Origin of the sequence: Sinorhizobium sp. CCBAU 05631 (assembly GCF_002288505.1) — a bacterium.
Classification (GTDB): domain Bacteria; phylum Pseudomonadota; class Alphaproteobacteria; order Rhizobiales; family Rhizobiaceae; genus Sinorhizobium; species Sinorhizobium fredii_C.
This window is the reverse complement of sequence record NZ_CP023063.1, coordinates 2976872-3002749: the sequence shown is the minus strand read 5'-3', so window position 1 is coordinate 3002749 and position 25878 is coordinate 2976872. Positions and strand designations below refer to the sequence as shown.

At 63.5% G+C, this 25878-nt stretch carries 25 protein-coding genes; 18 read left to right on the top strand and 7 right to left on the bottom strand.

Annotated elements, in window-relative coordinates; genetic code table 11:
- Nucleotides 1-148 precede the first annotated feature (148 nt).
- Nucleotides 149-319: a hypothetical protein gene (locus tag SS05631_RS31675; protein ID WP_176536628.1), complete on the bottom strand. Its 171-nt coding sequence runs from the start codon at nt 317-319 to the stop codon at nt 149-151.
- A 395-nt stretch (nt 320-714) separates the two neighbouring features.
- Here SS05631_RS31675 and SS05631_RS31670 point away from each other — a divergent pair, with 395 nt between their 5' ends.
- The 4 genes from SS05631_RS31670 (at nt 715) to SS05631_RS31660 (ending at nt 4395) form a co-directional block, all read left to right on the top strand.
- The gene (locus tag SS05631_RS31670; RefSeq protein WP_202947947.1) at nt 715-1263 is read left to right on the top strand and encodes an MFS transporter; all 549 of its coding nucleotides are present in this window, start codon (nt 715-717) and stop codon (nt 1261-1263) included.
- A complete protein-coding gene (locus tag SS05631_RS31665) occupies nt 1260-2054 on the top strand; it encodes a hypothetical protein (protein WP_202947946.1) in 795 nt (264 codons plus the stop codon). Before SS05631_RS31670 ends, SS05631_RS31665 begins: the two co-directional genes overlap by 4 nt.
- A 108-nt stretch (nt 2055-2162) precedes the next feature.
- Nucleotides 2163-3611 carry an inorganic triphosphatase gene (locus SS05631_RS14735; RefSeq protein ID WP_037419957.1) on the top strand — a complete coding sequence of 483 codons (1449 nt, stop codon included), beginning with the start codon at nt 2163-2165 and terminating at the stop codon, nt 3609-3611.
- 94 nt (nt 3612-3705) lie between these two features.
- Complete coding sequence (locus tag SS05631_RS31660; RefSeq protein ID WP_176536627.1) at nt 3706-4395, top strand: hypothetical protein; 690 nt, start codon at nt 3706-3708, stop codon at nt 4393-4395.
- A 26-nt stretch (nt 4396-4421) separates the two neighbouring features.
- Here the strand turns inward: SS05631_RS31660 and SS05631_RS14725 are convergent, their stop codons facing one another.
- Nucleotides 4422-4775, bottom strand: coding sequence for a hypothetical protein (locus SS05631_RS14725; RefSeq protein ID WP_037388718.1), 354 nt, complete (start codon nt 4773-4775; stop codon nt 4422-4424).
- A gap of 141 nt (nt 4776-4916) precedes the next feature.
- Here SS05631_RS14725 and ppk2 point away from each other — a divergent pair, with 141 nt between their 5' ends.
- The 4 genes from ppk2 to SS05631_RS14705 all read left to right on the top strand — a co-directional run bounded on the left by ppk2 (nt 4917) and on the right by SS05631_RS14705 (nt 9158).
- Nucleotides 4917-5837 carry a polyphosphate kinase 2 gene (gene ppk2, locus SS05631_RS14720; protein WP_037419955.1) on the top strand — a complete coding sequence of 307 codons (921 nt, stop codon included), beginning with the start codon at nt 4917-4919 and terminating at the stop codon, nt 5835-5837.
- A gap of 218 nt (nt 5838-6055) precedes the next feature.
- Nucleotides 6056-6517 (top strand): truncated hemoglobin, encoded by a 462-nt coding sequence (locus SS05631_RS14715; RefSeq protein WP_037419953.1) that lies wholly within the window; start codon nt 6056-6058, stop codon nt 6515-6517.
- 156 nt (nt 6518-6673) lie between these two features.
- A complete protein-coding gene (locus tag SS05631_RS14710; RefSeq protein WP_037419950.1) occupies nt 6674-7747 on the top strand; it encodes a polysaccharide pyruvyl transferase family protein in 1074 nt (357 codons plus the stop codon).
- A complete protein-coding gene (locus tag SS05631_RS14705) occupies nt 7734-9158 on the top strand; it encodes a Coenzyme F420 hydrogenase/dehydrogenase, beta subunit C-terminal domain (RefSeq protein ID WP_083854088.1) in 1425 nt (474 codons plus the stop codon). Before SS05631_RS14710 ends, SS05631_RS14705 begins: the two co-directional genes overlap by 14 nt.
- Here the strand turns inward: SS05631_RS14705 and SS05631_RS14700 are convergent.
- From SS05631_RS14700 to SS05631_RS14690, 3 genes are read right to left on the bottom strand one after another with little or no spacing between them, the layout of a single operon-like run.
- The gene (locus tag SS05631_RS14700) at nt 9098-10075 is read right to left on the bottom strand and encodes a beta-xylosidase (RefSeq protein ID WP_037419944.1); all 978 of its coding nucleotides are present in this window, start codon (nt 10073-10075) and stop codon (nt 9098-9100) included. The two genes, SS05631_RS14705 and SS05631_RS14700, sit on opposite strands and share 61 nt — an antisense overlap.
- Before the next feature lie 60 nt (nt 10076-10135).
- The gene (locus tag SS05631_RS14695; protein WP_037419941.1) at nt 10136-10735 is read right to left on the bottom strand and encodes a histidine phosphatase family protein; all 600 of its coding nucleotides are present in this window, start codon (nt 10733-10735) and stop codon (nt 10136-10138) included.
- Complete coding sequence (locus SS05631_RS14690) at nt 10732-11835, bottom strand: inositol-3-phosphate synthase (protein ID WP_037419938.1); 1104 nt, start codon at nt 11833-11835, stop codon at nt 10732-10734. Before SS05631_RS14690 ends, SS05631_RS14695 begins: the two co-directional genes overlap by 4 nt.
- Nucleotides 11836-11977: 142 nt before the next feature.
- Here SS05631_RS14690 and SS05631_RS14685 point away from each other — a divergent pair, with 142 nt between their 5' ends.
- Nucleotides 11978-13735, top strand: coding sequence for a hypothetical protein (locus SS05631_RS14685; RefSeq protein ID WP_037420134.1), 1758 nt, complete (start codon nt 11978-11980; stop codon nt 13733-13735).
- A 9-nt stretch (nt 13736-13744) separates the two neighbouring features.
- Here the strand turns inward: SS05631_RS14685 and SS05631_RS14680 are convergent, their stop codons facing one another.
- Nucleotides 13745-14770 carry a Gfo/Idh/MocA family oxidoreductase gene (locus SS05631_RS14680; RefSeq protein WP_095678006.1) on the bottom strand — a complete coding sequence of 342 codons (1026 nt, stop codon included), beginning with the start codon at nt 14768-14770 and terminating at the stop codon, nt 13745-13747.
- Entirely contained in the window at nt 14763-15755 is a 993-nt protein-coding gene (locus SS05631_RS14675; RefSeq protein WP_037419931.1) for a zinc-binding dehydrogenase, read from the bottom strand. The genes SS05631_RS14680 and SS05631_RS14675 overlap by 8 nt, the downstream gene beginning before the upstream one ends.
- A gap of 346 nt (nt 15756-16101) precedes the next feature.
- Between SS05631_RS14675 and SS05631_RS14670 the strand changes: the two genes are divergently transcribed.
- From SS05631_RS14670 to SS05631_RS14630, 9 genes are all read left to right on the top strand, one after another.
- Nucleotides 16102-17208: an NAD-dependent epimerase/dehydratase family protein gene (locus SS05631_RS14670; protein WP_037419928.1), complete on the top strand. Its 1107-nt coding sequence runs from the start codon at nt 16102-16104 to the stop codon at nt 17206-17208.
- Nucleotides 17205-18332 (top strand): NAD-dependent epimerase/dehydratase family protein, encoded by a 1128-nt coding sequence (locus SS05631_RS14665; protein WP_037419925.1) that lies wholly within the window; start codon nt 17205-17207, stop codon nt 18330-18332. Before SS05631_RS14670 ends, SS05631_RS14665 begins: the two co-directional genes overlap by 4 nt.
- A 71-nt stretch (nt 18333-18403) precedes the next feature.
- Entirely contained in the window at nt 18404-19477 is a 1074-nt protein-coding gene (locus SS05631_RS14660; protein ID WP_037420131.1) for a glycosyltransferase family 4 protein, read from the top strand.
- Nucleotides 19478-19480: 3 nt separating this feature from the next.
- Complete coding sequence (locus tag SS05631_RS14655; RefSeq protein WP_037419922.1) at nt 19481-20614, top strand: glycosyltransferase; 1134 nt, start codon at nt 19481-19483, stop codon at nt 20612-20614.
- Complete coding sequence (locus SS05631_RS14650) at nt 20611-21699, top strand: glycosyltransferase (RefSeq protein ID WP_037419919.1); 1089 nt, start codon at nt 20611-20613, stop codon at nt 21697-21699. The genes SS05631_RS14655 and SS05631_RS14650 overlap by 4 nt, the downstream gene beginning before the upstream one ends.
- Nucleotides 21696-22814: a glycosyltransferase gene (locus SS05631_RS14645; protein WP_037419916.1), complete on the top strand. Its 1119-nt coding sequence runs from the start codon at nt 21696-21698 to the stop codon at nt 22812-22814. The genes SS05631_RS14650 and SS05631_RS14645 overlap by 4 nt, the downstream gene beginning before the upstream one ends.
- Nucleotides 22815-22832: 18 nt before the next feature.
- On the top strand, nt 22833-23873 hold the full coding sequence (locus tag SS05631_RS14640; protein ID WP_037419913.1) for a UDP-glucuronic acid decarboxylase family protein: 1041 nt from the start codon (nt 22833-22835) through the stop codon (nt 23871-23873).
- A 2-nt stretch (nt 23874-23875) separates the two neighbouring features.
- Complete coding sequence (locus SS05631_RS14635; protein ID WP_037420129.1) at nt 23876-24643, top strand: TIGR04290 family methyltransferase; 768 nt, start codon at nt 23876-23878, stop codon at nt 24641-24643.
- 112 nt (nt 24644-24755) lie between these two features.
- Nucleotides 24756-25745 carry a PQQ-dependent sugar dehydrogenase gene (locus tag SS05631_RS14630; protein WP_037420126.1) on the top strand — a complete coding sequence of 330 codons (990 nt, stop codon included), beginning with the start codon at nt 24756-24758 and terminating at the stop codon, nt 25743-25745.
- The last annotated feature ends 133 nt before the right edge of the window (nt 25746-25878 follow it).

Genomic DNA, 25878 nt, shown 5'->3' with positions numbered 1-25878 from the left:
ATGGCGTTGGGCCGTGCAATTTCCCAGTAAGGGCATGCAGAGATTCGATAGCCACGCGAGTTCGGCTTTCCGAGCATCGAGGTTCCAACATCATAAGAACCCAGGCGGGGGCGCAGAATGGTCGGCCTGCCAGGGAAAGGTTGCCCGCTCAGCCGCGAAGGGCGGAGGCTGGAGACTGGCGGTAGGCAAGGATGGCGGGCACGGATGCGATCAGTGCCGAGAAGCCGAGCAACGTCACTGCGAAGGCGATGTCTTCGCGAGCGAATCCGACCGGCATGGCAATGCCGCTACCATCGACCACCGCCTGGGAAATGACCATTGCCGCGGCGTACCGATGCGAATCCGGCGAGGATGCCGATGGACACCAGCACGAAGAGTTCCGGTCAGACGACCGCACGCAAGGTGCCGCGCGGCGCGCCGAAAGGCCCTCAGGCCGTCGCACGTCGGCGTCCCAGATTTCACTGATCGCGGCGTCCGGGTCGGCATGAGGCTGGAGTTAGCCGAACTGCTGACGCCTCGCCGTGGCGGACTGTGGCCATCCTGGCAATGGATTGAACATCGGGGTTCCACACCCTAGCTACGCAGGGCCGGGCCAACAGGGAGAGGCCGATGCGTCCGTTTTACCATCTTCTCGGCAACAACCTGATCGCCAACATCACCAACTTCACGGTCTGGTTCGCGCTGACCTTCTGAGTCTATATCGAAACGCAATCCGTGTTTGCGACCGGCATGATCGCCGGTGTCTACCTCGTGTTCACATCCGGCTTCGGCTTCTGGCTCTGCAGCATAGTCGACCACAACCCCAAGAAGCTGGCCATGCTCGGCTCGAGCGTGGTGTCGGCGGGCTTCTATGTACTGTCCCTGGCGCTGCTCTTGATGTCGCCGCAGGCGGCCTTCGCCAATCCCTATGGCTTTCACCTTTGGGTTTTCGTGCTTTTGGTGATGCTCGGCGTCATTGCCGGCAATATTCGCTCCATCGCCCTGCCGACACTGGTCACCGTGCTCATTCCCGAGGATAGGAGGGACAAGGCCAATGGTCTCGTCGGCATGGTGACCGGTATCGGCTTTCTCACCACCTCGGTGATCAGCGGCTTTCTGGTCGCCTGGGGCGGAATGGTGGCGTCGCTGGCTTTCGCCCTCGTTTTCACCTTCCTGGCCTTTGCGCACCTTGCCTTCATTCATGTCGATGAGCGGCGTTTGGGAGCCGCGCCCGGTCACCCCGCCGAACCCAAGCGCGTCGACATCGAGGAACGATTGCGGTGATTGCCGCCGTGCCGGGGCTATTCGCGCTGATCTTCTTTGCCACGTTCAACAATTTCCTGGGTGACATTTTCATGGCGCTGCTGGATGCCTATGGCCTCTCGCTCGTATCGGTGCAGATGTGGGACTGCTGTTCGGCGTGCTCTCGACCGCTTTCATCATCAGCGGCATCGTCATATCGAAGAGGGTTTGGGCAAGAATCCGCTGCGCACATTGCTGCTGGTCAATCTCATCACCTGGTCGGTGTGCTGCGTCTTCACGATCCAGTCCTCGGTCTGGCTGCTGGCGGGCGGTTGCTTCATCTGGATGCTGTTGGCGCCCTATGCCGAAGCGGCCGAGCAACCGTCCTGCAGAAAGTGGTGCCCCTGGAACGCCAGGGACGCGTCTTCGGCTTTGCCCAGTCGGTCGAACAGGCCGCTTCGCCGCTGACCGCCTTCCTGATCGGTCCGCTGACCCAGTTCGTGGTCATTCCGTTCATGACCGACGGGGCAGGGGCCGATACCATAGGCGGATGGTTCGGGATGGGTCCGGCGCGAGGCATCGCGTTTGGTCTTTACACTTGCGGGTGCGATCGGCGTGGTGGTGACGATTCTTGCGCTGAGATTCCCATATTACCGACGGCTATCGACAGCCTATGCGGCCGGTACGGCCGACGAGGCCGGGAATGCCGCGACAATTCATCCTTGACCAGCATCGAGAGCTGTCGACGTGCCCCTTGTCTTATCTGCCAGACGAATACCCGGATGGCCTCGCCGTTTTCGGGTGTCGAAGCGGAGCAGCATCGCGGCGAGTGATGCCCGCGCCAGAGCTGGCACGGGCCGGAAGGATTGTTTGTGACAGCTTTTTAACGGACTATCCAATGCTTGCCAGCTTTGCAGAGGGAAGCCGCACCGAGGGGGACTATGCAGGAAACGGAACTCAAGCTTGAGCTGGCCCAAGGGGGGGCATCGTTGCTTCTGAAGGAGAATCCCTTCGCCTGCACCCCCACCATTCGTCGGCAGAGGTCCGTTTATTATGATACCGACGAATGGGACCTGTCTCAGCGCGGGTTGTCGCTATGCATCCGGCAATGCGGGAATGAACGGACCCAGATCGTCAAATCCGGCGACGGCTCGGCGGCCGAAGCTCTCACGCGTGAAGAATGGTCACGGCCAATTGCCGACGACACGCCTGTTCTCGACGATCCGCAGATACAGGCCCAGCTTGCCGGGGTGGCCGAAAGGCTCGCGCCGCTGTTCGAGGTTTACGTCAAGCGGCATCGTTGGAGCATCACGGAAGGCGACGCGACGATCGACGTCGCCATGGACGTCGGAAAAGTCCTTGCAGCGGATCGCGAGGCACCGCTCTGCGAAATCGAGTTGGAAAGGAAGGCGGGTTCCCCGACGGCGTTGTTTGCCCTGACCAGAAAACTCAATCTGATCACGCCGGCTTCGATCGGGGTGCTGACCAAAGCGGATCGCGGCTACCGTCTGATTGGTCCTGCGCGTGGTGCCGTCAAGGCGAGTGTTACGCCACTCGCTGCCGATATGAATACTGCGACGGTGTTCGTGCGCATTGCGTCAGCCTGCCTCAAGCAGTTTCGCCTCAATGAAATGGTCCTGTCATGGTCTCGCGATACCGAAGCTTTGCATCAGGCGCGTGTGGCCCTGCGTCGACTGCGCTCGCTTTTCTCCATCTGTAAATCGCTTTTCACGGATAGCAGGTTCGATCATCTGCGCGATGAGCTACGCTGGCTTGCCTCGGAGCTTGGCGATGCGCGCAATATCGACGTCATGATCAAGAACACGACAGGCGAAGAGCTTTTGCGCTGTCTGCAGGAGGCCCGCAGCGACGCCTATGGCGCGGCAGGAGCCGCGCTTTCCTCCGTCCGCGCCCGCGCCCTGATGATCGACCTAGTCGAATGGATTTCGATCAGAGACTGGCGAAGCGACGAGGCCGGCCAGGCCTTGCTCGCCCAGCCGGCGAGGCAATTCGCCTCCAGGATGCTCGACAAGCTTTGGAAGAAGGTGGCGAAAGGCGGCAGCAATCTGATCGATTTGGATGATGAGACCCGCCATGAAGTGCGCATTGCGGCAAAGAAACTGCGCTATGCGGCGGAGTTTTTTGGCCCCCTTTATGAAAGCAAGCAGGAAACCAAGCGCCACAAGAGGTTCATCGTCGCGATGGGGGGACTTCAGGATCACCTCGGCAGTCTGAACGATCTCGCCACCGCTCCCGACATGCTGTCGAAGCTGCAGCTTTCAGAGGTCGCGGATACAGAACCGTTCAGTGCGGACGACAAGGAAAAGCTCCTGCATGCTGCCGGTGAAGCCCACGATATATTTGTCGACACGAGGCGTTTCTGGCGCTGAGGCATAGCGTTCCGAGCGACGCGAATTTCCTTATCCGGGCCTGCGGCTGGAACCCCGATCGTCTCTCTTCGTTTGTGAGAGCAAGGAGGCGACGATGGGCAAGAAGAAGCGGCTTCCCAAAGAGATCGCGGGTGTGAAGATCCCCAAGGCTTGGCGCAAATCAAAGATGCTCCGCAGCTTGATGAAGACCAGCCCCGGGCGTGACCTGCTCGCCCACTCGTTGACTGCCGGCGCGGGTGCGGCGGCGGCAGTGCTGATCGGAAAGCAGCAGAAGGTGACCGCGGTCGCCAAAACCGTGACCCGAAAGGGTGCCCGATCCGCGGGGCTTTGGGCGAATGCTTTGGAGACCGCGTTTTCGGCTGCAAGGGAAGTGATCCGAGACGCCGATCCGCCGAAACGGCGCTACAAACCGGCGCCCTTGCCAGCGGACGGCGCCGATCAGGATGAGGCGTGGCGCGATGACGAAGAAAAAGGGGGCGGGCTTAAGTCCATCGAAGGGTTCCTGGTACGCCAGTACGGCGACAAGTTCACCTCGCGCGTCATCGTCGCGGCGAGCGTGCGAGCAATTTCCGTGCTGATCCGCGAACACCCGCTGATCGCGGCGCGGCTGTTGGGCGTCGGCCTGGCGCGGGCGGCACAAGTGGGTGCAGCCGACGTATATGACTATGTGAGCGGCGGCGAGCGGCAAGATGACCCCGAACTCCCCTCGGGACTGATCGTGCCCCGACAGTCCCTGGTGCCGGAAGTCAACAGCAAGGGTAACCGGACAAGCGATGACGACTGAGCACAACTTTGCTCGTCGACGCCGGTCTAATGGACAACTGCCCGCCTTTGGGTTTTGCTCTTGGCTTTCTTCGGCTTGTGAGTCTCGGGAAATACGGAATCCTTCATCGCGTCCATCGCTGCCGAAAAGCCGCTTTGCATTGCCCGGCGCGCCAACCCGACTGCCTTCCTACCCTTCTTCGCGGTTCTGGCGTCGAAAACGTCGTCACGGTGGTCGACCAGTACCGCTGCGGCGGCTCCGGCCCCGGCGGTGATGGCCTTGGCCAGTACATCCCTGCCCACGTCGCTGCGTACCATGCTCCTCAATATCTTCGACCGACGAAGCCCCTTCGGAACCTTCACGCCTGCGATCTTCTTGGGAAGCTGCTTCTTCTTGGCCATTGTCGTACTCCTCGATGCCAGTCGGGAAACGTCGGAGGAGAAGTCCTGGTTCCTGCGGGCTTTAGCGAGTTCATGGCGCGGTCAAATCAGTCTCATAAGAAAATGCTATGCTGCCGCACCGGTTGAAGGATGGAGGATAGCATGGGGAAGCTGAACGACGAAACTGAGCGCCTGGATTGGCTCGAAGCGGAGCTCACCGATACGCTCGACGAGGACTATGAGCTGGAACTGTCCGAACCGGCCTTGACGGAGGAGATCCGCAAGATTTATCGCAAGGCGCGTCCCCCGACGATTCCGCGAGCCGATTATTTCCGCGCCCTCCTGTCCCTGCAGGCGGAACTCATCAGGCTCCAGGATTGGGTCGTCTATCACAAAGAGAAGGTCGTGGTGATTTTCGAGGGCCGCGATTCGGCCGGCAAGGGCGGCGCGATCAAGCGCATCACACAGCGGCTGAACCCGCGCGTCGTGCGGGTGGTGGCGCTTCCGGCACCGTCCGACCGCGAAAAGACGCAATGGTACTTCCAGCGATACGTTCCGCATCTGCCGGCCGGCGGCGAGATCGTGCTTTTCGACCGCTCCTGGTACAACCGCTCCGGTGTCGAGCGGGTGATGGGCTTCGCGACGGAAGGCGAGGTGGAGGAATTCTTCCGAGACGTTCCGGAATTCGAGCGAATGCTGGTGCGCTCCGGCATTCGGCTTGTGAAATACTGGTTCTCGATCACCGACGAGGAGCAGCAGTTGCGGTTCCTGATGCGCATTCATGATCCGCTGAAGCAGTGGAAGCTTTCGCCCATGGACCTGCAGTCGCGGGTGCGCTGGGAGGGCTACACCAAGGCCAAGGAAGAGACTTTTGCCCGCACCAACATCCCGGAAGCGCCATGGTACATCGTCGAGGCAAATGACAAGAAGCGGGCGCGTCTGAACTGCATCGACCACCTGCTGACGAAGATCCCGTATGAGGATGTGCCGCATGCGGATATCGCGTTGCCGGAGCGGGTCTTCAATCCCGACTACGAGCGGAAAGTACTGCCACCGGAACTGTATGTGCCGTCGAAATACTGATAGGGCAATCAAGGAAATGCCCGTCGACTTCCCCCGAGAAGCAAATCCGCAGATTGCGATGGGCGCCGCTTGCGACCACGTTGGAACGCGCGCGACGCTGCGGCCGGAGGGGCCCGGCCGTCGCCGGACAGATTGCCGCATGTCCCGGTTCGACTTTTGGAGTGACATCCGCAACGTCTATATAAGGGGGCGCAGACACGGCTGAACAGGGCGACGGAATGGAATTGCAGGGCAAAGCCGCGCATTCAGCGGCCATCCGCGAACGGGCGGAGGCAGAGATGAAGGCGATAGGTATCGATGAGGCGTTCATCGGCACTTTGGTCGACACGTTCTATGCCCGTGTGCTCGCGCATCCGGAGCTTGGGCCCGTCTTCGACGCAAGGCTGTCGGGACGTTGGCCGGAGCACATGGAGAAAATGAAAAGCTTCTGGTCCGCCGTCGCCTTCCGCAGTGGCGCCTATGGCGGCAAGCCGGTCCAGGCGCATCTCGGCGTCGCCAACATGTCACCGGAGCTTTTTCCAAAATGGCTGGCGCTCTTTGCTGTCACCCTTGACGACATTGCACCGAACCCGGAGGCGAAGGCCTGGTTCACGAGCACGGCAGAGCGCATCGCGCGCAGCCTGACGCTCTCGCTCTTCTACAATCCGGCGCTCGACGACCCGGCGCTCAAGCGTTCCTGACGTCGGAACCCCGCACCCCCGGCCGCCGCAGCGGTTAGCGCATCAATCGATAGTCCCCAGCCAATACCCGCTGTTGCCTGCTCCGCTTCAGCAGCGGGCAAGTGATGGCGGGAACCTACTCCTGCGCGGTCGGTTAGGTGCGAAGAGGATCGACCATTGGCGAAATTGGGTGTCCTGACATTTCACCGCTGCATCAACTACGGCTCCTTCTGGCAGACGCGATGTCTGGTCGAAGGGTTGCGATCTCGCGGCCACGAGCCGATCGTTCTCGACCACCGTTCCGATCGCGTCAGCCGGGCCGAATGGCGCTGCGCCTTGCAGCCGCTGCTGCCGGTCAGGACCTCGGCTGCCGATGGTCCGCTCTATGCGGCGAAAATCAGAAAGTTCTTGAAGGCCATTGAAGCACTTCCGCTCAGCCGAGCCTTTGCGCTGGATGATCCGGCGGGCAGCGAGAGCTGCGACCTTGTCATCGTCGGCAGCGACGAGGTCTGGAACCTGCGTCACCCCTGGTATGGTGGATGCCGATTGTTCTACGGCGATCAACTCGCCACGCGGCGGCTCGTTTCCTATGCCGCTACATTCGGGAACCATCCGGCTGCAAACGGGCTCGAGAGCTTCTGGGCGGAGGGGCTGCGGAAGTTCGAAAGCATTTCCGTGCGCGATGGGAATTCCAAGACGATCATCGAGAACGCGGTCGGCTGCGAGGCGACGCTCGTCCTCGATCCGTGCCTCCAATTTCCCGAGGCAATTGCTTCCGACGAGGCAGTTTACGGAATGGCAATGCCGCGCCCCTACGCTGCCATTTATGGCCATTCCTTTCCGGACTGGTTCATGGACCCGGTTCGACGCTGGGCGCGATCACGCGCGATCAAGCTTGTCAGCGTCGGCTATCGCAACGATTGGGCCGATGAACAGTGGATCGACGCCGGGCCACATGATTTCGCCGGCTTCATTGCCGGTGCTGCGGCGGTGGTGACGAATTTCTTTCACGGCTGCGTCTTCTCCCTGATCAATTCCAAGGCTTTTGCCTGCGTGATGTCGGACTACCGCTGGAACAAGATCCACGACCTGACCGCACTCTTGGGCGCAGAACGCCACGTCATTTGGCAAGGAGCGGGCGAGCGGGACTATGGAGCGGCTCTTGACGAAGCACCGGATCCAGCCACCGCAGCCCGGCTCGCCGAGCATCGCCTCCGCTCACAGGCATATCTGGATTATGTCCTCAACTGATCCGCCGAAACTTCCGCCTGACCATCCCAGGCTCACGCCGCGGCGGATCGGAAAGTCTGGCCTGTGCATCGGGTGTGGAGCCTGCGTGGCGCGCTCAAGCGCCAGCGATGTGACCATGCGCCTCGACCGCTATGGCCACTTCAAGCCGAAAATTTCCGGTCTGTCGGCGGATAACAATCCACCAGACTTCGCCGCCCTCTGTCCCTTCTCTCCGCATGCCCGGAACGAGGACGAAATCGCCTGCGAGCGGTTCCCATCGGCCAAATACCGGGATCCGCTGATCGGGCGCTTCCAGGCAGCCTTTGTCGGTCACGTGCGCGAGGCGAGCTTTCGGGCGGACGGCAGCTCCGGCGGCTTGGCAAGCTGGACGGCCGCCGAGCTTCTGGCGAGGAAGTTGGTCGACGGGATCGCTCATGTGGTGCCGCGCTCCGACGGCGAGGACGATCGCCAACCGCTCTTCCGCTACCGGATCTCGCGAACGGTGGAAGACGTGCGCGATGGCGCCAAGTCGCGTTACTATCCCGTGGAGATGTCCGCGATCGTCGACGAGATCAGGCGCCAGCCCGGACGCTATGCGGTGGTCGGCATCCCGTGCTTCGTCAAGGCCGTGCATCTCCTTTCTCGGCAGGATCCGGTCCTGAGCGAGCGCATCACCTTCACGCTCGGCCTTTTTTGCGGACACATGAAAAGCGCTCGTTTCGTCGAAAGCTTCGCCTGGCAGATGCAGGCGAGGATGGGAGACGTTGCGGGTGTCGATTTCCGGCTGAAGGATGTCCGCCGGCCGGCGAACTGGTACACCGCTCAGTTGCGGCTCAGGGACGGAGGGACCAGGAGCAAGGACTGGTGGCATCTCGTCGACGGCGACTGGGGGGCTGGATATTTTCAGAATTCCGCCTGCAACTTCTGCGACGACGTGGTCGCCGAGACGGCGGACATTTCATTCGGCGACGCCTGGGTCGAACCCTACTCGTCCGACGGACGGGGCACGAATGTCGTTGTGGTTCGCTCTCCATTGCTGCAACGGCTCATCGCCGATGCCGCCGACGAAGGAAGGCTGGCTCTCGACGAGGTCGACGCCGATTTCGTTGTGCGAACCCAAGCGGCGGGATTCAGACAGCGACGCGAGGGGCTTGGCTTTCGCCTGAGCTGGCCGCGATACGGAATAAGGCCGAACAAGCGCGTGGCGCCGAAATGGAGCGGGCTGCCGGCCCGACGCATGCTGGTCTACTGGCTGCGCAGTTCGATCAGCGCCCACAGCCATCGCATCTTCCTCCTGGCAAGGGCACTCCACCTGCCAATCATCTATACCCGTTGGGCTTCGACGATGCTCGCCCTTTATCAGGGCGTCACCTATTCGCGCGGCTGGGTCGGGAAACTCGTCGATCGCATCGGCGGTCGCGGTGAGAGCTGAGGCTGATCGAGGACACCTACCGGCGACGGGTGAGGAGCATAGCGCTCGGTCATCTCGGCGCAGAATTCGGCAAATTCCTCCGGCACGATCGGCGCGCTCGTATGGTGCGGGGCAAGGCCCCGGTGTTCCGGCGTGAAGCAATAGGTGACGGTCACGTCGAAATCCTCGAGCGCCTCCATCTGCCGATCGAACCATGCCAGCGCATCCGGCCGGAATCGGTCGGCCCAGGAGAGGCCGGTGCGCAGGCAGGTGATCCCGAGGCGCTTCATCCATTCTACGGCGTCCTCAAGCCGCGGGTCCTCGAAATGGAACCATTGCACCAGCCCGATGTCCGGCGTGTGCCGGGCAAATTCCTCGAGCGCCAGCTTCGGCGTGCCGTCTTCGCGCAGAAGTCCCATGTAGAAATGCCGGTAATAGGAAGACCCCTCCGCCTCCTTGTGCCGGGTCGTGGCCGGCCAGGCGCTCGGCAGATCGTAGAGGCTGTACCACTGAATTCGTTCGACCTTGCCCTTCAGCAATTCGGCGGTTCTTTTCAGTCCCCATAGCTGCACTTCCTCGGCACCGAAACTCGAGACGCCGACCTCGCTTACCCAGATCGGCAGATCGGTGACGTTCTGCAGTTCCGCGATCTTCTGCGGCCATTCGTCAATTTGCCAGAGGTTCCAGTCGAGCGGAAAGCCATGGGCGGCCACCGCATCGACGTGATCGAGCACGCCATAGGTATCCATGAGAGCCAGGAAGCCCGGGTCGATCGGCGAGATGCCGCCGAGCACCCTTGTCAGATTGGGGTTCACGCCATGAATGGCGTCCGCGGCGAGCTTCGCCATATGCGCAAAGCGGCTCCAATCGGGGTCGATCTCCGGATCCCAATGGGACTTGTTGTTCGGCTCGTTCCAGATCATTGCGGCTTCGATCATCAATTCCTCCGAACTGCCGGAGACCGGCTGGTTGATTGCGCTGTTCGAGGTCTTCGGCGCTCACGACCCGTTTTCGTTCAACGTGACGATCTTCGCCCCCCAGTCGCCCGCGACCAGGGTCGAGATGGAGGCGGGAGCGATCTCGAAACGGGACCAGGCGTCCGCCGAAAGGCCGAGGACATGGCAGACCAAGGCCTTGATGACGTCCGCATGGCTGACAAGGACGATTTTACCGTCGTCCCCATGCCGTCCGAGTGTTTCGACGAGCGAGATCACTCGCGACTGGACCTCCAGCATCGTCTCTCCGCCCGGCGCGCGGGCAAGGCTCCTTTTGGAATTCCAATGACGCCAATGCGGGTCCCCGTTCAGCACTTCGAACGTCTTGCCGGACCAGGTGCCGAAATCCACTTCGTCAAGCGCATCGGCCGTTTCGACTTCCGGAATGTCCGAGGCAGCGGCGATCGCCGCGGCCGTTTCCTGGGTTCGCTTACGCGGGCTGGCATAGATCGCACCGATATTCTCGCCGGCAAGCCGCGTTGCCAGACGCTCGGCCTGTTCACGGCCGGCCGGGCCGAGCGGAACGTCTGCCGTGCGCCCAGCGAGGAAATTCCCGATCTTGTCGTGGGCGGCGTGCCGCACCAGCAGGAACGTGGTCGTCACTCGGCCGCTCCCCGGAGTGCGTCCGTTTCGCCTGCGATGAATTCCTCAAGGCGTATGCGCGCCTCGGCATCGGTGAATTGCCGCGGCGGCGATTTCATGAAGTAGCTCGAGGGTGCGATAAGCGGACCCCCGACGCCGCGGTCCATGCCGAGCTTGGCGCAGCGAACCGCATCGATGACCACGCCGGCCGAGTTCGGCGAGTCCCAGACCTCCAGCTTCAGCTCGACATTCAGCGGGACGCTGCCGAATGTGGTGCCCTCAACACGGATATAGGCGAACTTCCGGTCGGCGAGCCAAGGCACATGGTCGCTGGGGCCGACATGGATGTCTCCGGGAGCAAGGGGCATGTCCATCTGGCTAATGACCGATTGGGTCTTCGAGATCTTCTTCGATTCCAGCCGCTCCCGTTCGAGCATGTTGAGAAAGTCGGTATTGCCGCCGAAATTGAGCTGATAGGTCCGGTCGATCCTGACGCCTCGGTCGCGGAAGAGATTGGCGAGCAGCCGGTGCACGATGGTGGCGCCGACCTGGCTCTTGATGTCGTCGCCGATCAGCGGCAGGCCTCGCTCGGCGAACTTTCGTTGCCAGGATCGGTCGGAGGCGATGAAGACGGGAATGCAGTTGACGAAACCGCAGCCGGCGGCGAGCGCCTGCTCCGCGTACCATCGCGTCGCCACTTCCGAACCGACCGGGAGGTAGGAGACCAGCACGTCCGTATCGCTTCTTCGCAGGACCTCGGCGACATCGACGGCCGGAGCCTCCGATTCGGGGATTTCCTCGCGCAGATACCGGCCGATCCCGTCGAGCGTTCTGCCGCGCTCCACTGTGACCCCGGTCGAAGCGACCTCTGCGAAACGGAACGTGTTGTTCGGAGGGGCATAGATCGCCTCGGAGAGATCGCGGCCGACCTTCGAAGCGGCAACGTCGAAGGCGGCGGACACTTCGATATCGCTGATGTGATAGCCGCCGAGATTGACATGCATCAGCCCCGGCACCGGCTCGTCTTCCTTGGCGTCACGGTAGAAAGTAATTCCCTGGACGAGGGAAGATGCGCAATTGCCAATTCCGACCAGCCCGATTCGAATGGATTTCGATCGCATCGCCGCACTCCCGCAAGGCATCTACAATGCTCGCCAAACCCACGCACGCCGGAATGGTTCCCGCGGTTGGTTCCGCACGCATTCCGCGGATCGAAATGAGCCGCCGCGCGTTCAACGCCGATGAAGAGCAATGGGCGGAGCAATGCTGGTCTACGGTGACCCGAAGCGCAGCGACCGGGCCGACACTTTGTGCGAGGCAATTGCCGCACAGTTGCGGACGTTCGATCGACGTTCGCCGGGTCTCGAGCGGCACGCCGCTTTGGTCGGTATCTTCATCAAGGCGGGCGAACTGGTGCAGGGACTGTCGGACGCCGAGTTCGACACGCTTGGTGCGGACGAGCTGTCGGCAAGGCGCGAAAAGTGCGGCGCTCTGCTTCTCGAGCTTGCGCGGCTCGTCGCCCAGTCCTGGTCTTCGGGGTTCTCTGCTCGCCTAGCCCCGCCGAAGCATATCTGGGCACTGCTCCGCGACCTTCGGGCGCCATGGGACCTGTCGATCAAGGAGGGGGAGGGCTATGCCTTCTACGCGCTCTATCCGGAATGTTACATGGAAGCGGCCCGGCGCTCCGGGCTTGCCGCAAACACGGTCGTTATCGGCCTCCGCTCGATCGGCACCAGCCTTTCGGCCGCGGTCGCCGCTGCGATCGGGGCGGCGGCGCCGGTCACCCTGCGCCCGGTCGGTCATCCTTTTAGAAGGGAAATCCGCGTCGGCCCGCATCTTTCGCGACGGCTACTGCAGGACGGGACGGCCGATTTCGCGATCGTCGACGAGGGGCCCGGCCTTTCCGGCAGTTCCCTCGGAAGCGTGGCGGATTGGCTCGAGGAGCACGGCGTCCGCGAAGACCGCATCCACTTCTTTCCCGGCCATAGAGGAGAGCTCGGACCGCAAGCGAGCGAGGATCACCGCAAACGCTGGGCAGAGCGCCCCCGCCACGTCGTCGAGCTGGACGAGCTTTTCTTCGCGGCACACCCGCCGCACCGGCTCGCCGCTTGGGTGAGCGAGCTTGTCGGCCCTCTACGGCAGCCGCTGCAAGAGATTTCCGGCGGAGGCTGGCGTAGCGTGCTTGCGTGCGGACGCGACTCCTGGCCGCCCGCCGATCCGCGGTTCGAGCGGCGCAAATTCCTGGCGCATGCTTCCGACGGGACATGGCTCGTCAAATTCGCGGGCCTGGGCGACGTCGGACAACGGAAGCTCGAAAAGGCACGGTTGCTGGCGAAGGCCGGTTTCGCGCCGCCGGTCGCCGGCCTCTGCCATGGGTTCCTGGTCCAGAAGTGGATTGCGGCGGCGCCGCTTGCGCCAAGCGAGTTTCACCGTGCGGAATTCATTGGACATCTCGGCCGCTATCTAGCATTTCGGGCAAGCCGGCTGCCGCGGCCCAAGACGAATGGCGCCTCGATGGCAATGCTGTACGAGATGGCCATCGCCAATTCGGAGGAAGCGCTCGGCGAAGCCGTTGCGACCCGGCTGAAATCTCGGCTTTCCAATGGTGATGATCTTCCGGTGGTGCCCGTCGATACGGACGGCCGCCTTCACCCGTGGGAGTGGCTGGCCGGCGCCGAGGGGTTCCTGAAGGCAGATGGGCTCGATCATAGTGCTGGCCACGACCTCGTCGGACCTCAGGATATCGCCTGGGACATTGCTGGTGCGACCATCGAGTTCGATCTCTCACCGGATGAAGCGGCCGATCTTCGCGCGATCGTGTCCGACGGCTGCTCGCGCGCCGTAGACGCTAAGCTGCAGGACATCCTCGAGCTTTGTTATCTGGCTTTCCACCTTGGCCTTTGGAGCTCTGCAAAGTGCGGTGCTGCCGCCGAGGAAGTGCAGCGGCTGGACTCGCTCGTGGCGCGCTATCGAGGCCTGTTGCTCCGGCGCCTCGAAGAGGGCGCCGGACAGGGTGCGTAGCCGTCACCGCTATCTTCCGTAGATCCTGTCGAGAACGTCGGCGACGGTGACGAAGCAATCGTTTTCCGGATCGAAGCGCTCGCCTGCGGCAAGGCGCTCGGCCCAGATCGCCGCGGCGCGTCCGCCCCAATCGTCCGGGGGAAGAGCCAGCACCTCCCGCTGTGTGCCGCGATACCGTTCGGCCCGGAAGTCGAGATAGGAGCCGTCGACGTTTCTGAGGCTGGCACCGCCTTCGGTGCCGTAGAAATCGGCACTGATCACCGCGTCGCATCCCGCCTGCAGGTGCCAGGAGCAAGCGATCCGGGCAAAGACTCCGTCAGCCAGTTCGAGTGTCGCGACGGCATAGTCCTCGACCTCGCCGCCATCGCGGCGGATGGGAACGCCCTTGGCAAACAGCCGGCTTTCGACGCGGGCCACCTCCGGAAATCCGAGGACCCAGAGCAGGAGGTCGACGAGGTGCACGCCGAGATCGATGACGCAGCCGCCGCCGGAAAGCGCCTTGTCGTAGAACCACGGCTTGCTGGGACCGTAGGCGTTGTGAAAGGTCAGATCGACTGCGAATACGGTGCCGAGTTCGCCCGAAGTGATCAGGTCCCGAATCCGCTGCATGCCGACGGTATGACGATAGGAGAGATCAACGCCCAGCAGCCTGTCGGCGTGCTGCGCCGCTTCGACGACCGCCAGGGTCTCGTCGCGTGTTCGACCGAGCGGCTTCTGGCAAAAGACCGCCAGGCCCTGCTCCAGCGCCACGATCGACTGGGCGGCATGGAGGGCGCTCGGAGAGGCGATGACGATGCCGTCGAGGCGCTGGTCGAGCAGGGCTTCAAGGGAATTGACCAAGACGGCGTCGGGCGTCAGCTCGCGCGCCGCAGCCGCCATTTCCGGCGTGGGGTCGAATATGGCAGCCGTTTCGACGGCGCCGGTTTCGACGATCGCCCGCATGCGGTGCAAGCCGATTCGCCCCACGCCGAGGAAGCCGACGCGTGGGCGGGTCGTGGCGTCCAGTTTCGTTGCAAGTGGCATCGCGTCACTCATCGTAGATCACCAGTGCCTTGATGAAGCCTTCGGGACGATCGCGCGTCATGTCGAGCGCAGGGCCGAGCTCTTCGAGCCGGAACCGATGCGTATAGAGCCTTGAGGGCGACAGGCGGCCGGCTGCCGTCGCCTCGATCGCTTCGCGAATGCCGCGCATGTAGACGGCCGGGTCCCGTTCATGCGCATTGATCACGTCGAGGCCGCGCCAGTTCCAGAGCTGCATGTTCACCTGCCGCGGTCCGTCCTGGTGGTAGCCTGCAATGATGAGGCGGCCGCGCTCTTTCGTCAGTTCGGCGGCGAGGTCGAGCGGCCATTGCTTGCCCACCGCCTCGACGACGCAGTCGCAAAGCGCGCCGGAGGTCAGTTGCTTCACCTTGTCGATGATCTGCCAATGGTCGTCCATGGCGATGACCTCGCTTGCGCCGGCCTGTTTGGCCGAAGCGAGCGAAGACGGTCTGCGCGATATGGCGATGACCCTTGCGCCCGCCGCGCTTGCGAGCTCCGTCAGGAGGATGCCGAGGAAGCCGATGCCGATGATCGCCACGGTCTCGCGGGGCCGGATTGCGCTCCGCCGGAAGATGTTGAAGGCGCAGCCGAGCGGCTCGCCCGGAAAGGGCTCATCCGCGAGCGCGGCGGGAAGGGATGCGATCGCGGTCTGGTCCGCAATGTCGTGGGTCGCGTAGGCGTGATAGGAGAGCGCCGCGACGCGGTCGCCCGGTGCGAAACCATGCACGTCTTCGCCAATCTTGTCGATGATCCCCCAGCCCTCATGCCCGAGCGCGCCGGGTTCGGTCGGAAACCGCATCCATTCCGGCCCGGCCCAGGGTACGAGATTGGATGCGCAAACGCCGCAGCCTTGCAGCTTGATGCGGACCTGCCCGGGGCCGGGCTCAGGCACCGGCAATTTCTCGAGCCGCAACTCGCCTGGCCCGGTGATGATCGCCGCGGACATTGTGTCTGTCCTCGGCTGCGTTCTGATGTTCATGCCTGCCTCCCGCTGTTGACATGGAGCATGTCCGGCGGCTCGGCACAGCGTGGGCGTTGAGTGGAAGAATATCCCCCGCCATACCCTCGTCGCGGCGCCCCAAGAAAGACGCTCGGCCGCCTTGGGCCCTTAACCTCATGTTCCGGCTTTTGTTCCTGCCCGGCCGATTGTCATGGAACCTCATGGGAAGAGCGAGGTTTGTAGCTTGGGCGTGCGCGGGCGATAGCCAGCACAATCATCAGCTATATAGATGTTCAAAGAAGAAGTCATAGATGAAGGAACCTTTGCTGCAGACGTTTGTTGGAGCTTTGTCTCTATCTCTGATTGGTCATAGTCAGGAGCGGTTATGACAAAGGTACTTGTCACCGGCGGCTGCGGGTTCATTGGCAGGCATGTAGTCGATGAACTTCTCTCGAGGAACTATGAGCTCTCCGTGCTGGACTCGTTTCACGAGCAGGTCCACGCGGATGCACAGATCACCTTGCCGCCGGACGTCGACATGCGCCGGGGCGACATTCGCGATCCGGACGCCGTCAAGGACGCGCTGACGGAGATCGATTGCGTCATCCATCTCGCCGCCGAGGTGGGCGTCGGCCAGTCGATGTACGAGATCGCCCGTTATGTCGGTGTGAACGATCTCGGGACGGCCGTGCTGCTCGAGGCGATGATCGAAAGCCCGGTCCAGCGGATCGTCGTCGCGTCGTCGATGAGCGTCTATGGCGAAGGTCTTTACGAGTCCTCGACGGGCGAGCGCATGCCGAATGCCAGGCGCTCACCTGCCCATATCCGGGCCGGCGCATGGGATCTGCTCGGACCGAACGGAGAGACGCTCAGGCCCGTTGCCACGGACGAGCACAAGCCTGTCGACCTCGCCTCCATTTACGCCCTGACGAAATACACCCAGGAACGACAGGTGCTGATCTTCGGTGAAGCCTATGGCAGGGAGGCCGTCGCACTCCGCCTCTTCAACGTGTTCGGTGCCGGGCAGGCGCTTTCCAATCCCTATACCGGCGTCCTCGCCAATTTCGCGTCACGGCTTGCCAACGGGCAGTCGCCGATGGTGTTCGAGGACGGCCGGCAGCGGCGCGATTTCGTTCACGTGCGCGATGTGGCGCGCGCCTTCCGGCTGGCGCTCGAGCAGCCGCAGGCGGCGGGCCACGTCATCAATGTGGGCAGCGGCCATGCCTACGCCATTGCCGACGTCGCTTCGCTGCTGGCGGAAGCCATGGGTGTCCCCGAACTCGAGCCCGAGATCATGAACAGGGCGCGTTCCGGCGACATCCGCAATTGCTTCGCCGATATCTCCAAGGCGCGCGACCTGCTCGGTTTCCAGCCGACGCACAGGCTCGAGGACTCGCTTGCGGAATTCGCGCATTGGGTGCTGAGCGTCGGTGCGATCGACCGTGGCGCCGAAATGAAGCGTCATCTCGAAACGCGGGGGCTCGTCCGATGAGCGCCCGGTCGGTTGACAAGCGATCAGGCGTGGCGGCGCCCGCCCTTTCCGGGAAAGCGGCAGCGACCCTTGTTGTCGGCGGCAGCGGGTTTCTGGGCTGCAATCTCGCGGACAGCTTTCTGCGCGACGGCGAGAAGGTGATCGTCCTCGACAATCTGAGCCGCCCGGGCGTCGAGCGCAATCTAGAGTGGCTCGTGGACAATCATGGCGGGGCCGTCGAGGCCGAGATTGCGGATATTCGCGATCTTGCCGCTATCGAGCCGGTTTTCAAGGACGCCAAGGCGATCTTCCATTTCGCCGCGCAGACGGCTGTGACGACCAGCCTGCTGCAGCCGGTCGATGACTTCGAAACGAATGCGCGCGGTACTCTGAACGTCCTAGAAGCGGCCAGGCGTGCCGGGCGCCGCGCACCGGTGATATTCGCCAGCACCAACAAGGTCTATGGGGGATTGGCAGGCCTGGAGATGGAAGAGGCAGGAGATCGCTACCTGCCGGCCGATGCCGTAACGCGCCGATACGGAGTCGGAGAGGCGCAGCCGCTCGATTTTTCTACGCCCTACGGCTGCTCGAAAGGCGTCGCGGACCAGTACGTGCTGGACTATGCGAAGTCCTTCGGCCTGCCGACAGCCGTGCTCCGCATGAGCTGCGTTTATGGTCCGCGGCAGTTCGGCACGGAGGATCAGGGGTGGGTTGCGCATTTTCTCATTCGCGCGCTCGCCGGTGAGCCGATCTCGATCTACGGCGACGGCAAGCAGGTGCGCGATATTCTCCATGTCGGCGACGCGGTGGCAGCCTATAGGGCACTGCTGACGTCGATCGACCGCTTTCATGGCCGTGCCTTCAATTTGGGCGGTGGTCCCGACAATGCGGTGAGCCTCGCCGAGGTCCTGCACGAGATCGAACTCCTGACGGCACGCAGGCTGATGACCGAAAAATGCGACTGGCGCGCCGGCGACCAGTTGTATTTCGTCGCCGACACGCGCGTACTTGCGGACGCTGTCGGCTGGAGACCCCACACGGGCTGGCGCGCCGGCCTGCGCGACCTTCATGCCTGGCTTCTGCAGGATTGGGCGGAGGTCAGCAAGTCTCGGTTTCGGGACCGGCCGCGGAGGGTCACCGCATGATCGCCCGCGCTCCAGCCGTCTCGCGCCCATTCACCCATGAGGGCCCGGCGCGGCTGCCGCGCCGCATCCTGATGAGCGTCGATGCGGTCGGCGGTGTTTGGCGCTACGCGATGGATCTTGCCGAGGCTCTCCGCAAGGCAGGCATCGAAACAGTCTTTGCGGGTTTCGGTCCCGCGCCCTCCATGGTGCAAAGTCGGGAAGCTGCCCGGATGGGCCGCCTCGAATGGCTTGGCGTGCCGCTGGATTGGATGGCCGACGAGGAAAGTGCACTCGAAGCCGCGGCGGATGGGCTCGGCGAACTGGCGCTCCGGCATTCCGTTGATCTCATTCATCTGAACCTGCCTTCGCAGGCGGCCGGCCTGGCTGTGCAGGTGCCCGTCGTCACCGTCTCTCATTCCTGCGTCGTCACCTGGTTCGAGGCCGTGCGCAATGGCGGCCCGCCGGAGGAGTGGCACTGGCAGAAGCGGCGCAACCGGCTGGGTTTCAATCGCGCTGACGTGGTTCTGGCCCCCAGCCGGAGCCATGCGGCGGCGCTTGAGCGCTGCTATGGCCCGATCGACAATCTTGCCGTCGTCCACAACGCCAGCCGCGAGCAGCCTGCAATGATCTCAAAGCGGAATTTCGTCTTTGCAGTGGGGCGGTGGTGGGACGAGGGCAAGAACGGCGCGGTGCTGGACAGGGCTGCCGCCACGATCCGCTGGCCGGTCGTCATGGCGGGGGCGTGCAGCGGGCCGAACGGCCAGCACCTCGCCATCGCGCACGCCGATCACAGGGGCGAGATCAGTCACGAGCGGGTGATGGCGCTGATGTCGAGCGCTGCGGTCGTCGTTTCGCCGTCGATCTACGAACCGTTTGGCCTGGCGCCGCTTGAGGCGGCCGGCGCCGGAGCGGCGCTGGTGCTTGCCGATATCGCAACCTACCGTGAACTCTGGGATGGTGCGGCACGCTTCTTCGATCCGCGCGATCCGGAGGCGCTGGCGGATGCAGTCAACGATTTGACCCGGGATGCCGCGCATCGCGCAGAGCTTGGCCGCTTGGCCCGATCTCGGTCGCAATGCTTCACAATCGAAGCGCAGCGCGACCGGGTGCTCGATGCCTACAGCCTGGCGATGCACAAATCCTCCCGATTGACGGCAGCGGAGTGAGCGATGCGGTTCCTGTTCTACACCCAATCCCTCGTTTCCGACTGGAACCATGGCAATGCCCATTTCCTGCGCGGCGTGATGCGCGAACTCGTTCGCCGCGGACATCAGGCGACGGCTCTTGAGCCGCGCGATTCCTGGAGCCGCCTGAACCTGATCGCCGACCAGGGTGTCGCGCCGATCGCCGCCTTTCGCAAGCAGTTCCCCGAACTGCGCGCGGAGAACTACGACCCGAACTTCGATCACGAGGCGGCAGTCGGTGACGCCGACGTGGTCGTTGTGCACGAGTGGACCGAGCCGACCCTAATCGCCCGGCTCGGGCGCCTCCGACGCAATGGCGGCCGGTTCACGCTCGCCTTTCACGACACGCATCATCGGGCCGTCAGCCAGCGGCGCGAGATCGCCCGGCTCGATCTGACCGATTATGATTTCGTACTCGCTTTCGGGGAGGCGCTTCGCGAACGGTATCTCAACGCCGGTTGGGGCAAGCATGTCTTCACCTGGCACGAAGCGGCCGACACCTCGCTGTTTCACCCGATGCCGGAGGTGGAAAAGACCGGCGATCTGGTCTGGATCGGCAACTGGGGCGACGACGAGCGGAGCAGCGAGATCGCCACCTTCCTCATCGAGCCGGCGGGACGGCTGAGGCTCAAGACCGCGGTGCGCGGCGTCCGCTATCCCGGCAGCGCGCTGAAGGCGCTGCGGGCGGCGGCAATCGCCTATGGCGGCTGGATCGCCAACGCCGCGGTGCCGCGTGCCTTCGCCGAGCATCGGGCAACGGTGCACATCCCGCGCCGACCCTATGTGGAGGCCTTGCCCGGAATCCCGACCATCCGCGTGTTCGAGGCGCTTGCCTGCGGCATTCCGCTGATCTCGGCGCCGTGGAACGATGCGGAGGGGCTTTTCCGCGCCGGCAAGGACTTTCTCTTCGCCCGGAATGGATCGGAGATGACGCGTCTCCTGCGCCAGGTGCTCGCCGAGCAGGCCGTTGCCAAAGAGATGACGGCAAGCGGGATGGAGACGATCCGGACACGCCACACCTGCGCGCATCGCGTCGACGAGCTCCTTGAGATCGTCGCTTCCTATCGGCCGATAGGCGCTGCGGGTGATCTCGTCACGACGAAGGAGGTGGCGCTATGAGGATCGCATTTTACGGATCGAGCCTCGTTTCGGCCTATTGGAACGGTGCGGCGACTTATTACCGCGGTCTGCTGCGGGCGCTGGCCGCGCGTGGTTATCAGATCACCTTTTATGAGCCGGACGTCTATGACCGCCAGAAGCACCGCGACATCGAGCCGCCGGATTGGTGCAGGGTCGTCGTCTACGAAGGGAAGGTCGCGGCGCTGAAGCGGGTTGCTGCGGCGTCGGCCGAGGCCGACATCGTCATCAAGGCGAGCGGCGTCGGCTTCGAGGACGACGACCTGCTCGAAAAGGTGATGTCGGCAGCACGTCCGGCCGCGCTCAAGATCTTCTGGGACGTCGACGCGCCCGCGACGCTTCAGGAGCTCCGGGCCTCGCCGGATCATCCGCTGCGGCGCGCCCTCGCATCGCTCGATCTCGTCTTGACCTATGGCGGCGGCGATCCGGTCGTCGGATCCTATCGCGCGCTTGGCGCCCGCCAATGCGTGCCGATCTACAATGCGGTCGACCCGCAGACGCATCATCGCGTCGCCGAAGACCCACGCTTTGCGGCCGATCTTGCCTTCCTCGGCAATCGCCTGCCGGATCGCGAGGCGCGGGTGGAGGCGTTCTTCCTCGAGCCGGCAGCGCAACTCGGCAATCGGCGCTTCCTGCTCGGCGGAGCCGGCTGGCACGACAAGCCGCTGCCTGCAAACGTCGCCTATCTCGGCCATGTCCCGACTGCCGACCACAACGCCTTCAACGCGACGCCGCGCGCGGTCCTTAACATTTCGCGCGACAGCATGGCTGAGAACGGTTTCTCGCCAGCCACACGCGTCTTCGAGGCGGCAGGCGCCGGCGCTTGCCTGATCACCGATGCCTGGGAAGGCATCGAACTCTTCCTGAAGCCGGGCGAGGAGGTGCTGGTCGCCCGCGACGGTCGCGACGTGGCGGAACTGATGCGGACCTTGACGGCTGAGGTTGCGAGGGAGGTCGGGGAGCGGGCGTTCCAGCGCGTGCTCGGCGAACATACCTATGCACATCGGGCGGCCGAAGTGGACCGCATCTTCCGCGAGCGGTCGCGTCGGGTGGAGGCAGCCGAATGAACCGTTCGCTCGATATCGCGGTCCTCGGCCTTTCGCTATCCTCCTCTTGGGGCAACGGCCATGCGACGACATTTCGAGCGCTGCTTCGGGGCGTCCACGCCGCCGGCCATCGGGTGACTTTCCTCGAACGAGACGTCCCCTGGTATGCAAGCCACCGCGACCTCATCAAGCCGGAGTTCTGCGAGCTTGTTTTGTATGGCAGCGTCGACGAACTGCTGACGCGGCATGGCGGCAGGCTGGCCGGTGCGGACGGCGTCGTCATCGGGTCCTACGTGCCGGACGGGGTGGAGGTGATAGACGCGGTCCTCGATCTCGGCCCGAAGCGGCTGTGCTTCTACGACATCGACACGCCGGTGACGCTTGCAAAGCTCGGGCGCGGCGACGAGGAATATCTGGCGCGCCGGCAGGTGCCGTTCTTCGATCTCTATTTCTCCTTTTCCGGCGGCCGGATGCTCGATCGGCTTCGGAGCGACTTCGGGGCGAGGCGACCCGTGCCGCTCTATTGCGCCGTCGACCTGGACATTTATCGCAACACCGGTGCGCCGAGAAAATGGGATCTCGGCTATCTCGGAACCTTCAGCCCCGACCGGCAGCCGATACTCGAACGTCTGCTGATCGAGCCGGCGCGGCGATTGCCTGAAATGCGCTTCGTCGTTGCCGGGCCGAACTATCCGCTCGGGATCGATTGGCCGGGCAATGTGGAGCGCATCGAGCATCTGCCGCCTGCCGAACATGCCGAGTTCTACAGCCGCCAGCGGTTCACGCTGAATGTGACCCGTGCCGACATGGTGGCGGCGGGCTGGTCGCCGAGCGTCCGGCTCTTCGAGGCGGCCGCCTGCCGCACGCCGCTGATCAGCGATTGGTGGAGGGGCCTGGACAGCTTCTTCCCGCCGGGACAGGCCGCCATCGTCGCAACGAGCAGCGACGACGTCGTCGCGGCACTGACGAGCCTCGACGATCGCCAGTGCCGGGCCGTCGCCGACCGCGCCTACCAGCGCGTCGCAAGCGCGCATAGCGCTGCGGTGCGTGCCAGAACCTTCGTCGAGGCCATCGAAAGCGTCGCGCCCAAGACCGATCTCGCCACGAGACATTCCGAGCGGCGGCTTCGGGTATAACCCAAAGGAGAACGGCCTATGGCAAAGAGAAACGGAGCCAATCGCGCAAAGGTCATCCTGGTCGCCGGCGGGGCCGGCTTCGTGGGATCCCATCTTTGTTCAGCCCTGCTTGATGCCGGCAACCGGGTGATCTGCCTCGACAGCTATCTGACGGGCTCTCCGGCGAATGTCGCCGAACTTCAGCGCAACCCCTATTTCACCATGGTCGAACAGGATGTCTGCGACGAAATCGCAAGCGATGAGCCGCTTGACGAGATCTACAATCTCGCCTGCCCGGCTTCGCCGCCCTCCTACCAGGCCGACCCGATCCATACGATGATGACAAGCGTCACCGGAACCGGAAATCTGCTGCGGCTTGCCGCACGGCACGGTGCCAGGTTCCTTCAGGCCTCGACGAGCGAGATCTACGGCGATCCGCAACAGCATCCGCAGCAGGAGGAATATTGGGGCCATGTCAACTGCACCGGGCCGCGGGCCTGCTACGACGAAGGCAAGCGGGCGGCCGAGGCGCTTTGCTTCGACAGCCTGCGGGCCGGCAGCGTCGACGCGAAAGTGGCGCGTATCTTCAACACTTACGGCCCGCACATGCGCCCGAACGACGGCCGGATCGTCTCGAACTTCATCGTCCAGGCGCTGAACAACGAGCCGCTGACGGTCTATGGCAGCGGCGAGCAGACGCGGTCCTTCTGCTATGTGTCCGATCTCGTCGAGGGCTTGATCAGGCTGATGAATCGCGATCCCAATCCGGGGGTGCCGGTGAACCTCGGCAATCCGGGCGAGTTCACCGTCATCGAGCTCGCCGAGCTCGTGCTTTCGAAAGTCAGGACCGCGTCGACGATCGTCCACGCACCCTTGCCGCCCGATGATCCGCAACGCCGCCGCCCCGACATTGCCCGGGCAAAATCGCTTCTCGGCTGGGAGCCGAAGGTTCCGCTACACGAGGGGCTGACTCATACGATCGGCTGGTTCCAACGGATGCTCCCGGAGCAAAGGCCGGTCCGCCGGCGCGGCCGTCCCACGCGTCAGCCGGAAATGTCGGCTCTTTCGCAGGATCTCTGATGATGGTTCAGCAGACGAAATACCGAACGACGATCGAGGATGAGATCGCCGCGCTCGGACCCTGGTTCCACAACATGCGGATCGCCGGCGTCGAAACGTCTCCCGATCATTTCCTCGGAGACTATCCCGCCGTGAAATGGAAGGCGTTCAAGCATGTCGTGCCGGAGGACCTCGGCGGGCGCAGCGTGCTCGACATCGGCTGCAATGCCGGTTTCTATTCACAGGAAATGAAGCGCCGCAATGCCGGTCGGGTGCTCGGCATCGATTCCGATCCGCGCTATCTGCGGCAGGCGAAATTCGCCGCCGAGCAGGCAGGGATGCGGATCGAGTTCCGGCTGATGAGCGTCTACGACGTAGCGCAGCTCGGCGAACGGTTCGACCTGGTGATCTTCATGGGTGTTCTTTACCACCTGCGCCATCCGCTTCTGGCGCTCGATCTCCTCTACGAGCACGTGGTCGGCGACGAGATGCTGTTCCAGTGCATGCAGCGCGGCTCGAGGTCGGTCTCGCCGGTCGAAACCAACTACGATTTTCCGGAATGGGATGTTTTCGATCGTCCGGACTATCCCAAGCTGTTCTTCGTCGAACACCGCTTCGCCGATGATCCCACCAACTGGTTCATCCCGAACCGCGCCGGCGTCGAGGCGATGCTGCGCAGCGCAGGCTTCGTAATCGAAGCCAATCCGGAGCGCGAGGTTTATCTGGTGCGGAAAGGGGAGCGTCCCTTCATGAGCGAGCCAACGCCGCGTGTCGGCTCGCCGAACCGGTAGTTCCACAACGGCTTCCGACGATCACTTCGCCGTGAGGCCGGCGCTTCCGCTTGAAACGACAGTGGGCCGCTCCAATTCCTTCCAGCAATTCAGCTTGCATTCGGAGCCGCCTATGGTCGTCTTTGCCGCCAAAGCCGGATTTCTCGCGCTCGCCGCTGTCGCGACCGTCGCCTTCGGCGTCGCTGCCGCCGCCCAAGCCGAACTGCTTGCCCGCGTCCCCGCCGCGCGCGAAATGGCGGTCTGCGGCGACACGTTGTTTGTCGGTACCAAGGGGTCCTCGGTCTATGCCGTGCCGTTATCCGGGGGCCGCGCCCGGCGGGTGGCGTCCGGGTTCTCCGCTCCGAACGGCGTCGCGTGTTCCCGCGGCCGCCTGTTCGTCGCCTCGAGGGACAGCATCACCGTTTTCGATATCGGGCGCGGCGGCGCTCTGAGCGGCCGGCGCGATATTCGCCGAGACCTGCCGAATTCGGGCGCCCACAGTTATCGCTACATCGCAGTCGGCCCCGATGCCCGGCTGTATGTATCGTTTGGATCGCCCTGCAACATCTGCTCGCCGCGCGGGCTGCAGGGAACGATCGTCAGCATGAACCAGGACGGGTCGGACCTTCGACGCGTCGCCTGGGGCGTTCGCAACTCTGTCGGCTTCGACTGGCGAGGCGGCACCATGTTCTTCACCGACAATGGTGCCGACCGGATGGGCGACGACGTCCCGCCCGACGAGTTGAATGCGCTTCGGCCGGGCGGCTTCTACGGCTTCCCCTATTTCGGCGGCCAAATCCGTCTCACAGGATTTGAGGACGCGACGCCGCCCGCCCGTCAGATCGCGCCCGTCTTCAATTTCCAGGCTCATGTCGCAGCCCTGGGAATCCACTTCTTCCGCAGCCTCGGCGGCGACGCGCTGGTCGCCCAGCACGGCAGTTGGGACAGGTCCGTGCCGGTCGGCTATCAGGTCGTGCGGCTGCGCTTCCGGGGCGGACGGCCGGTCTCGGCGACGACCTTTCTAAGGGACGTCGGCCGGCCGGTCGATGTCAAGGAGGCGCCGGACGGCTCCGTCCTCGTCTCCGACGACGCCGGAGGTGCGGTTTACGTCTTTCAGCGATGAGGCCCGAGGGCTCGTTTTCAGGGCACTTCTCTGACGGCTCGCTCGCCCACGTGATCCTCCCACTCGTCAATGACGTTTTTCATTGTTGAAAAACATCCTGCGGAATTCGGGCTTCTGATCGCCGGTTTGCGAT

Bases quoted from the DNA above. Each gene is read 5' to 3' on its own strand.
- SS05631_RS14665 (WP_037419925.1), top strand. From the start codon at position 17,205: ATGAGCGCCCGGTCGGTTGACAAGCGATCAGGCGTGGCGGCGCCCGCC.
- SS05631_RS14715 (WP_037419953.1), top strand. From the start codon at position 6,056: ATGGAATTGCAGGGCAAAGCCGCGCATTCAGCGGCCATCCGCGAACGG.
- SS05631_RS31675 (WP_176536628.1), bottom strand. From the start codon at position 319: ATGGTCATTTCCCAGGCGGTGGTCGATGGTAGCGGCATTGCCATGCCG.
- SS05631_RS14680 (WP_095678006.1), bottom strand. From the start codon at position 14,770: ATGAGTGACGCGATGCCACTTGCAACGAAACTGGACGCCACGACCCGC.
- ppk2 (WP_037419955.1), top strand. From the start codon at position 4,917: ATGGGGAAGCTGAACGACGAAACTGAGCGCCTGGATTGGCTCGAAGCG.
- SS05631_RS14655 (WP_037419922.1), top strand. From the start codon at position 19,481: ATGCGGTTCCTGTTCTACACCCAATCCCTCGTTTCCGACTGGAACCAT.
- SS05631_RS14630 (WP_037420126.1), top strand. From the start codon at position 24,756: ATGGTCGTCTTTGCCGCCAAAGCCGGATTTCTCGCGCTCGCCGCTGTC.
- SS05631_RS14670 (WP_037419928.1), top strand. From the start codon at position 16,102: ATGACAAAGGTACTTGTCACCGGCGGCTGCGGGTTCATTGGCAGGCAT.
- SS05631_RS14635 (WP_037420129.1), top strand. From the start codon at position 23,876: ATGGTTCAGCAGACGAAATACCGAACGACGATCGAGGATGAGATCGCC.
- SS05631_RS14645 (WP_037419916.1), top strand. From the start codon at position 21,696: ATGAACCGTTCGCTCGATATCGCGGTCCTCGGCCTTTCGCTATCCTCC.
- SS05631_RS14660 (WP_037420131.1), top strand. From the start codon at position 18,404: ATGAGCGTCGATGCGGTCGGCGGTGTTTGGCGCTACGCGATGGATCTT.
- SS05631_RS14675 (WP_037419931.1), bottom strand. From the start codon at position 15,755: ATGAACATCAGAACGCAGCCGAGGACAGACACAATGTCCGCGGCGATC.
- SS05631_RS14640 (WP_037419913.1), top strand. From the start codon at position 22,833: ATGGCAAAGAGAAACGGAGCCAATCGCGCAAAGGTCATCCTGGTCGCC.
- SS05631_RS14705 (WP_083854088.1), top strand. From the start codon at position 7,734: ATGTCCTCAACTGATCCGCCGAAACTTCCGCCTGACCATCCCAGGCTC.
- SS05631_RS14725 (WP_037388718.1), bottom strand. From the start codon at position 4,775: ATGGCCAAGAAGAAGCAGCTTCCCAAGAAGATCGCAGGCGTGAAGGTT.
- SS05631_RS14700 (WP_037419944.1), bottom strand. From the start codon at position 10,075: ATGATCGAAGCCGCAATGATCTGGAACGAGCCGAACAACAAGTCCCAT.
- SS05631_RS14685 (WP_037420134.1), top strand. From the start codon at position 11,978: ATGCTGGTCTACGGTGACCCGAAGCGCAGCGACCGGGCCGACACTTTG.
- SS05631_RS14690 (WP_037419938.1), bottom strand. From the start codon at position 11,835: ATGCGATCGAAATCCATTCGAATCGGGCTGGTCGGAATTGGCAATTGC.
- SS05631_RS14735 (WP_037419957.1), top strand. From the start codon at position 2,163: ATGCAGGAAACGGAACTCAAGCTTGAGCTGGCCCAAGGGGGGGCATCG.
- SS05631_RS31660 (WP_176536627.1), top strand. From the start codon at position 3,706: ATGGGCAAGAAGAAGCGGCTTCCCAAAGAGATCGCGGGTGTGAAGATC.
- SS05631_RS14650 (WP_037419919.1), top strand. From the start codon at position 20,611: ATGAGGATCGCATTTTACGGATCGAGCCTCGTTTCGGCCTATTGGAAC.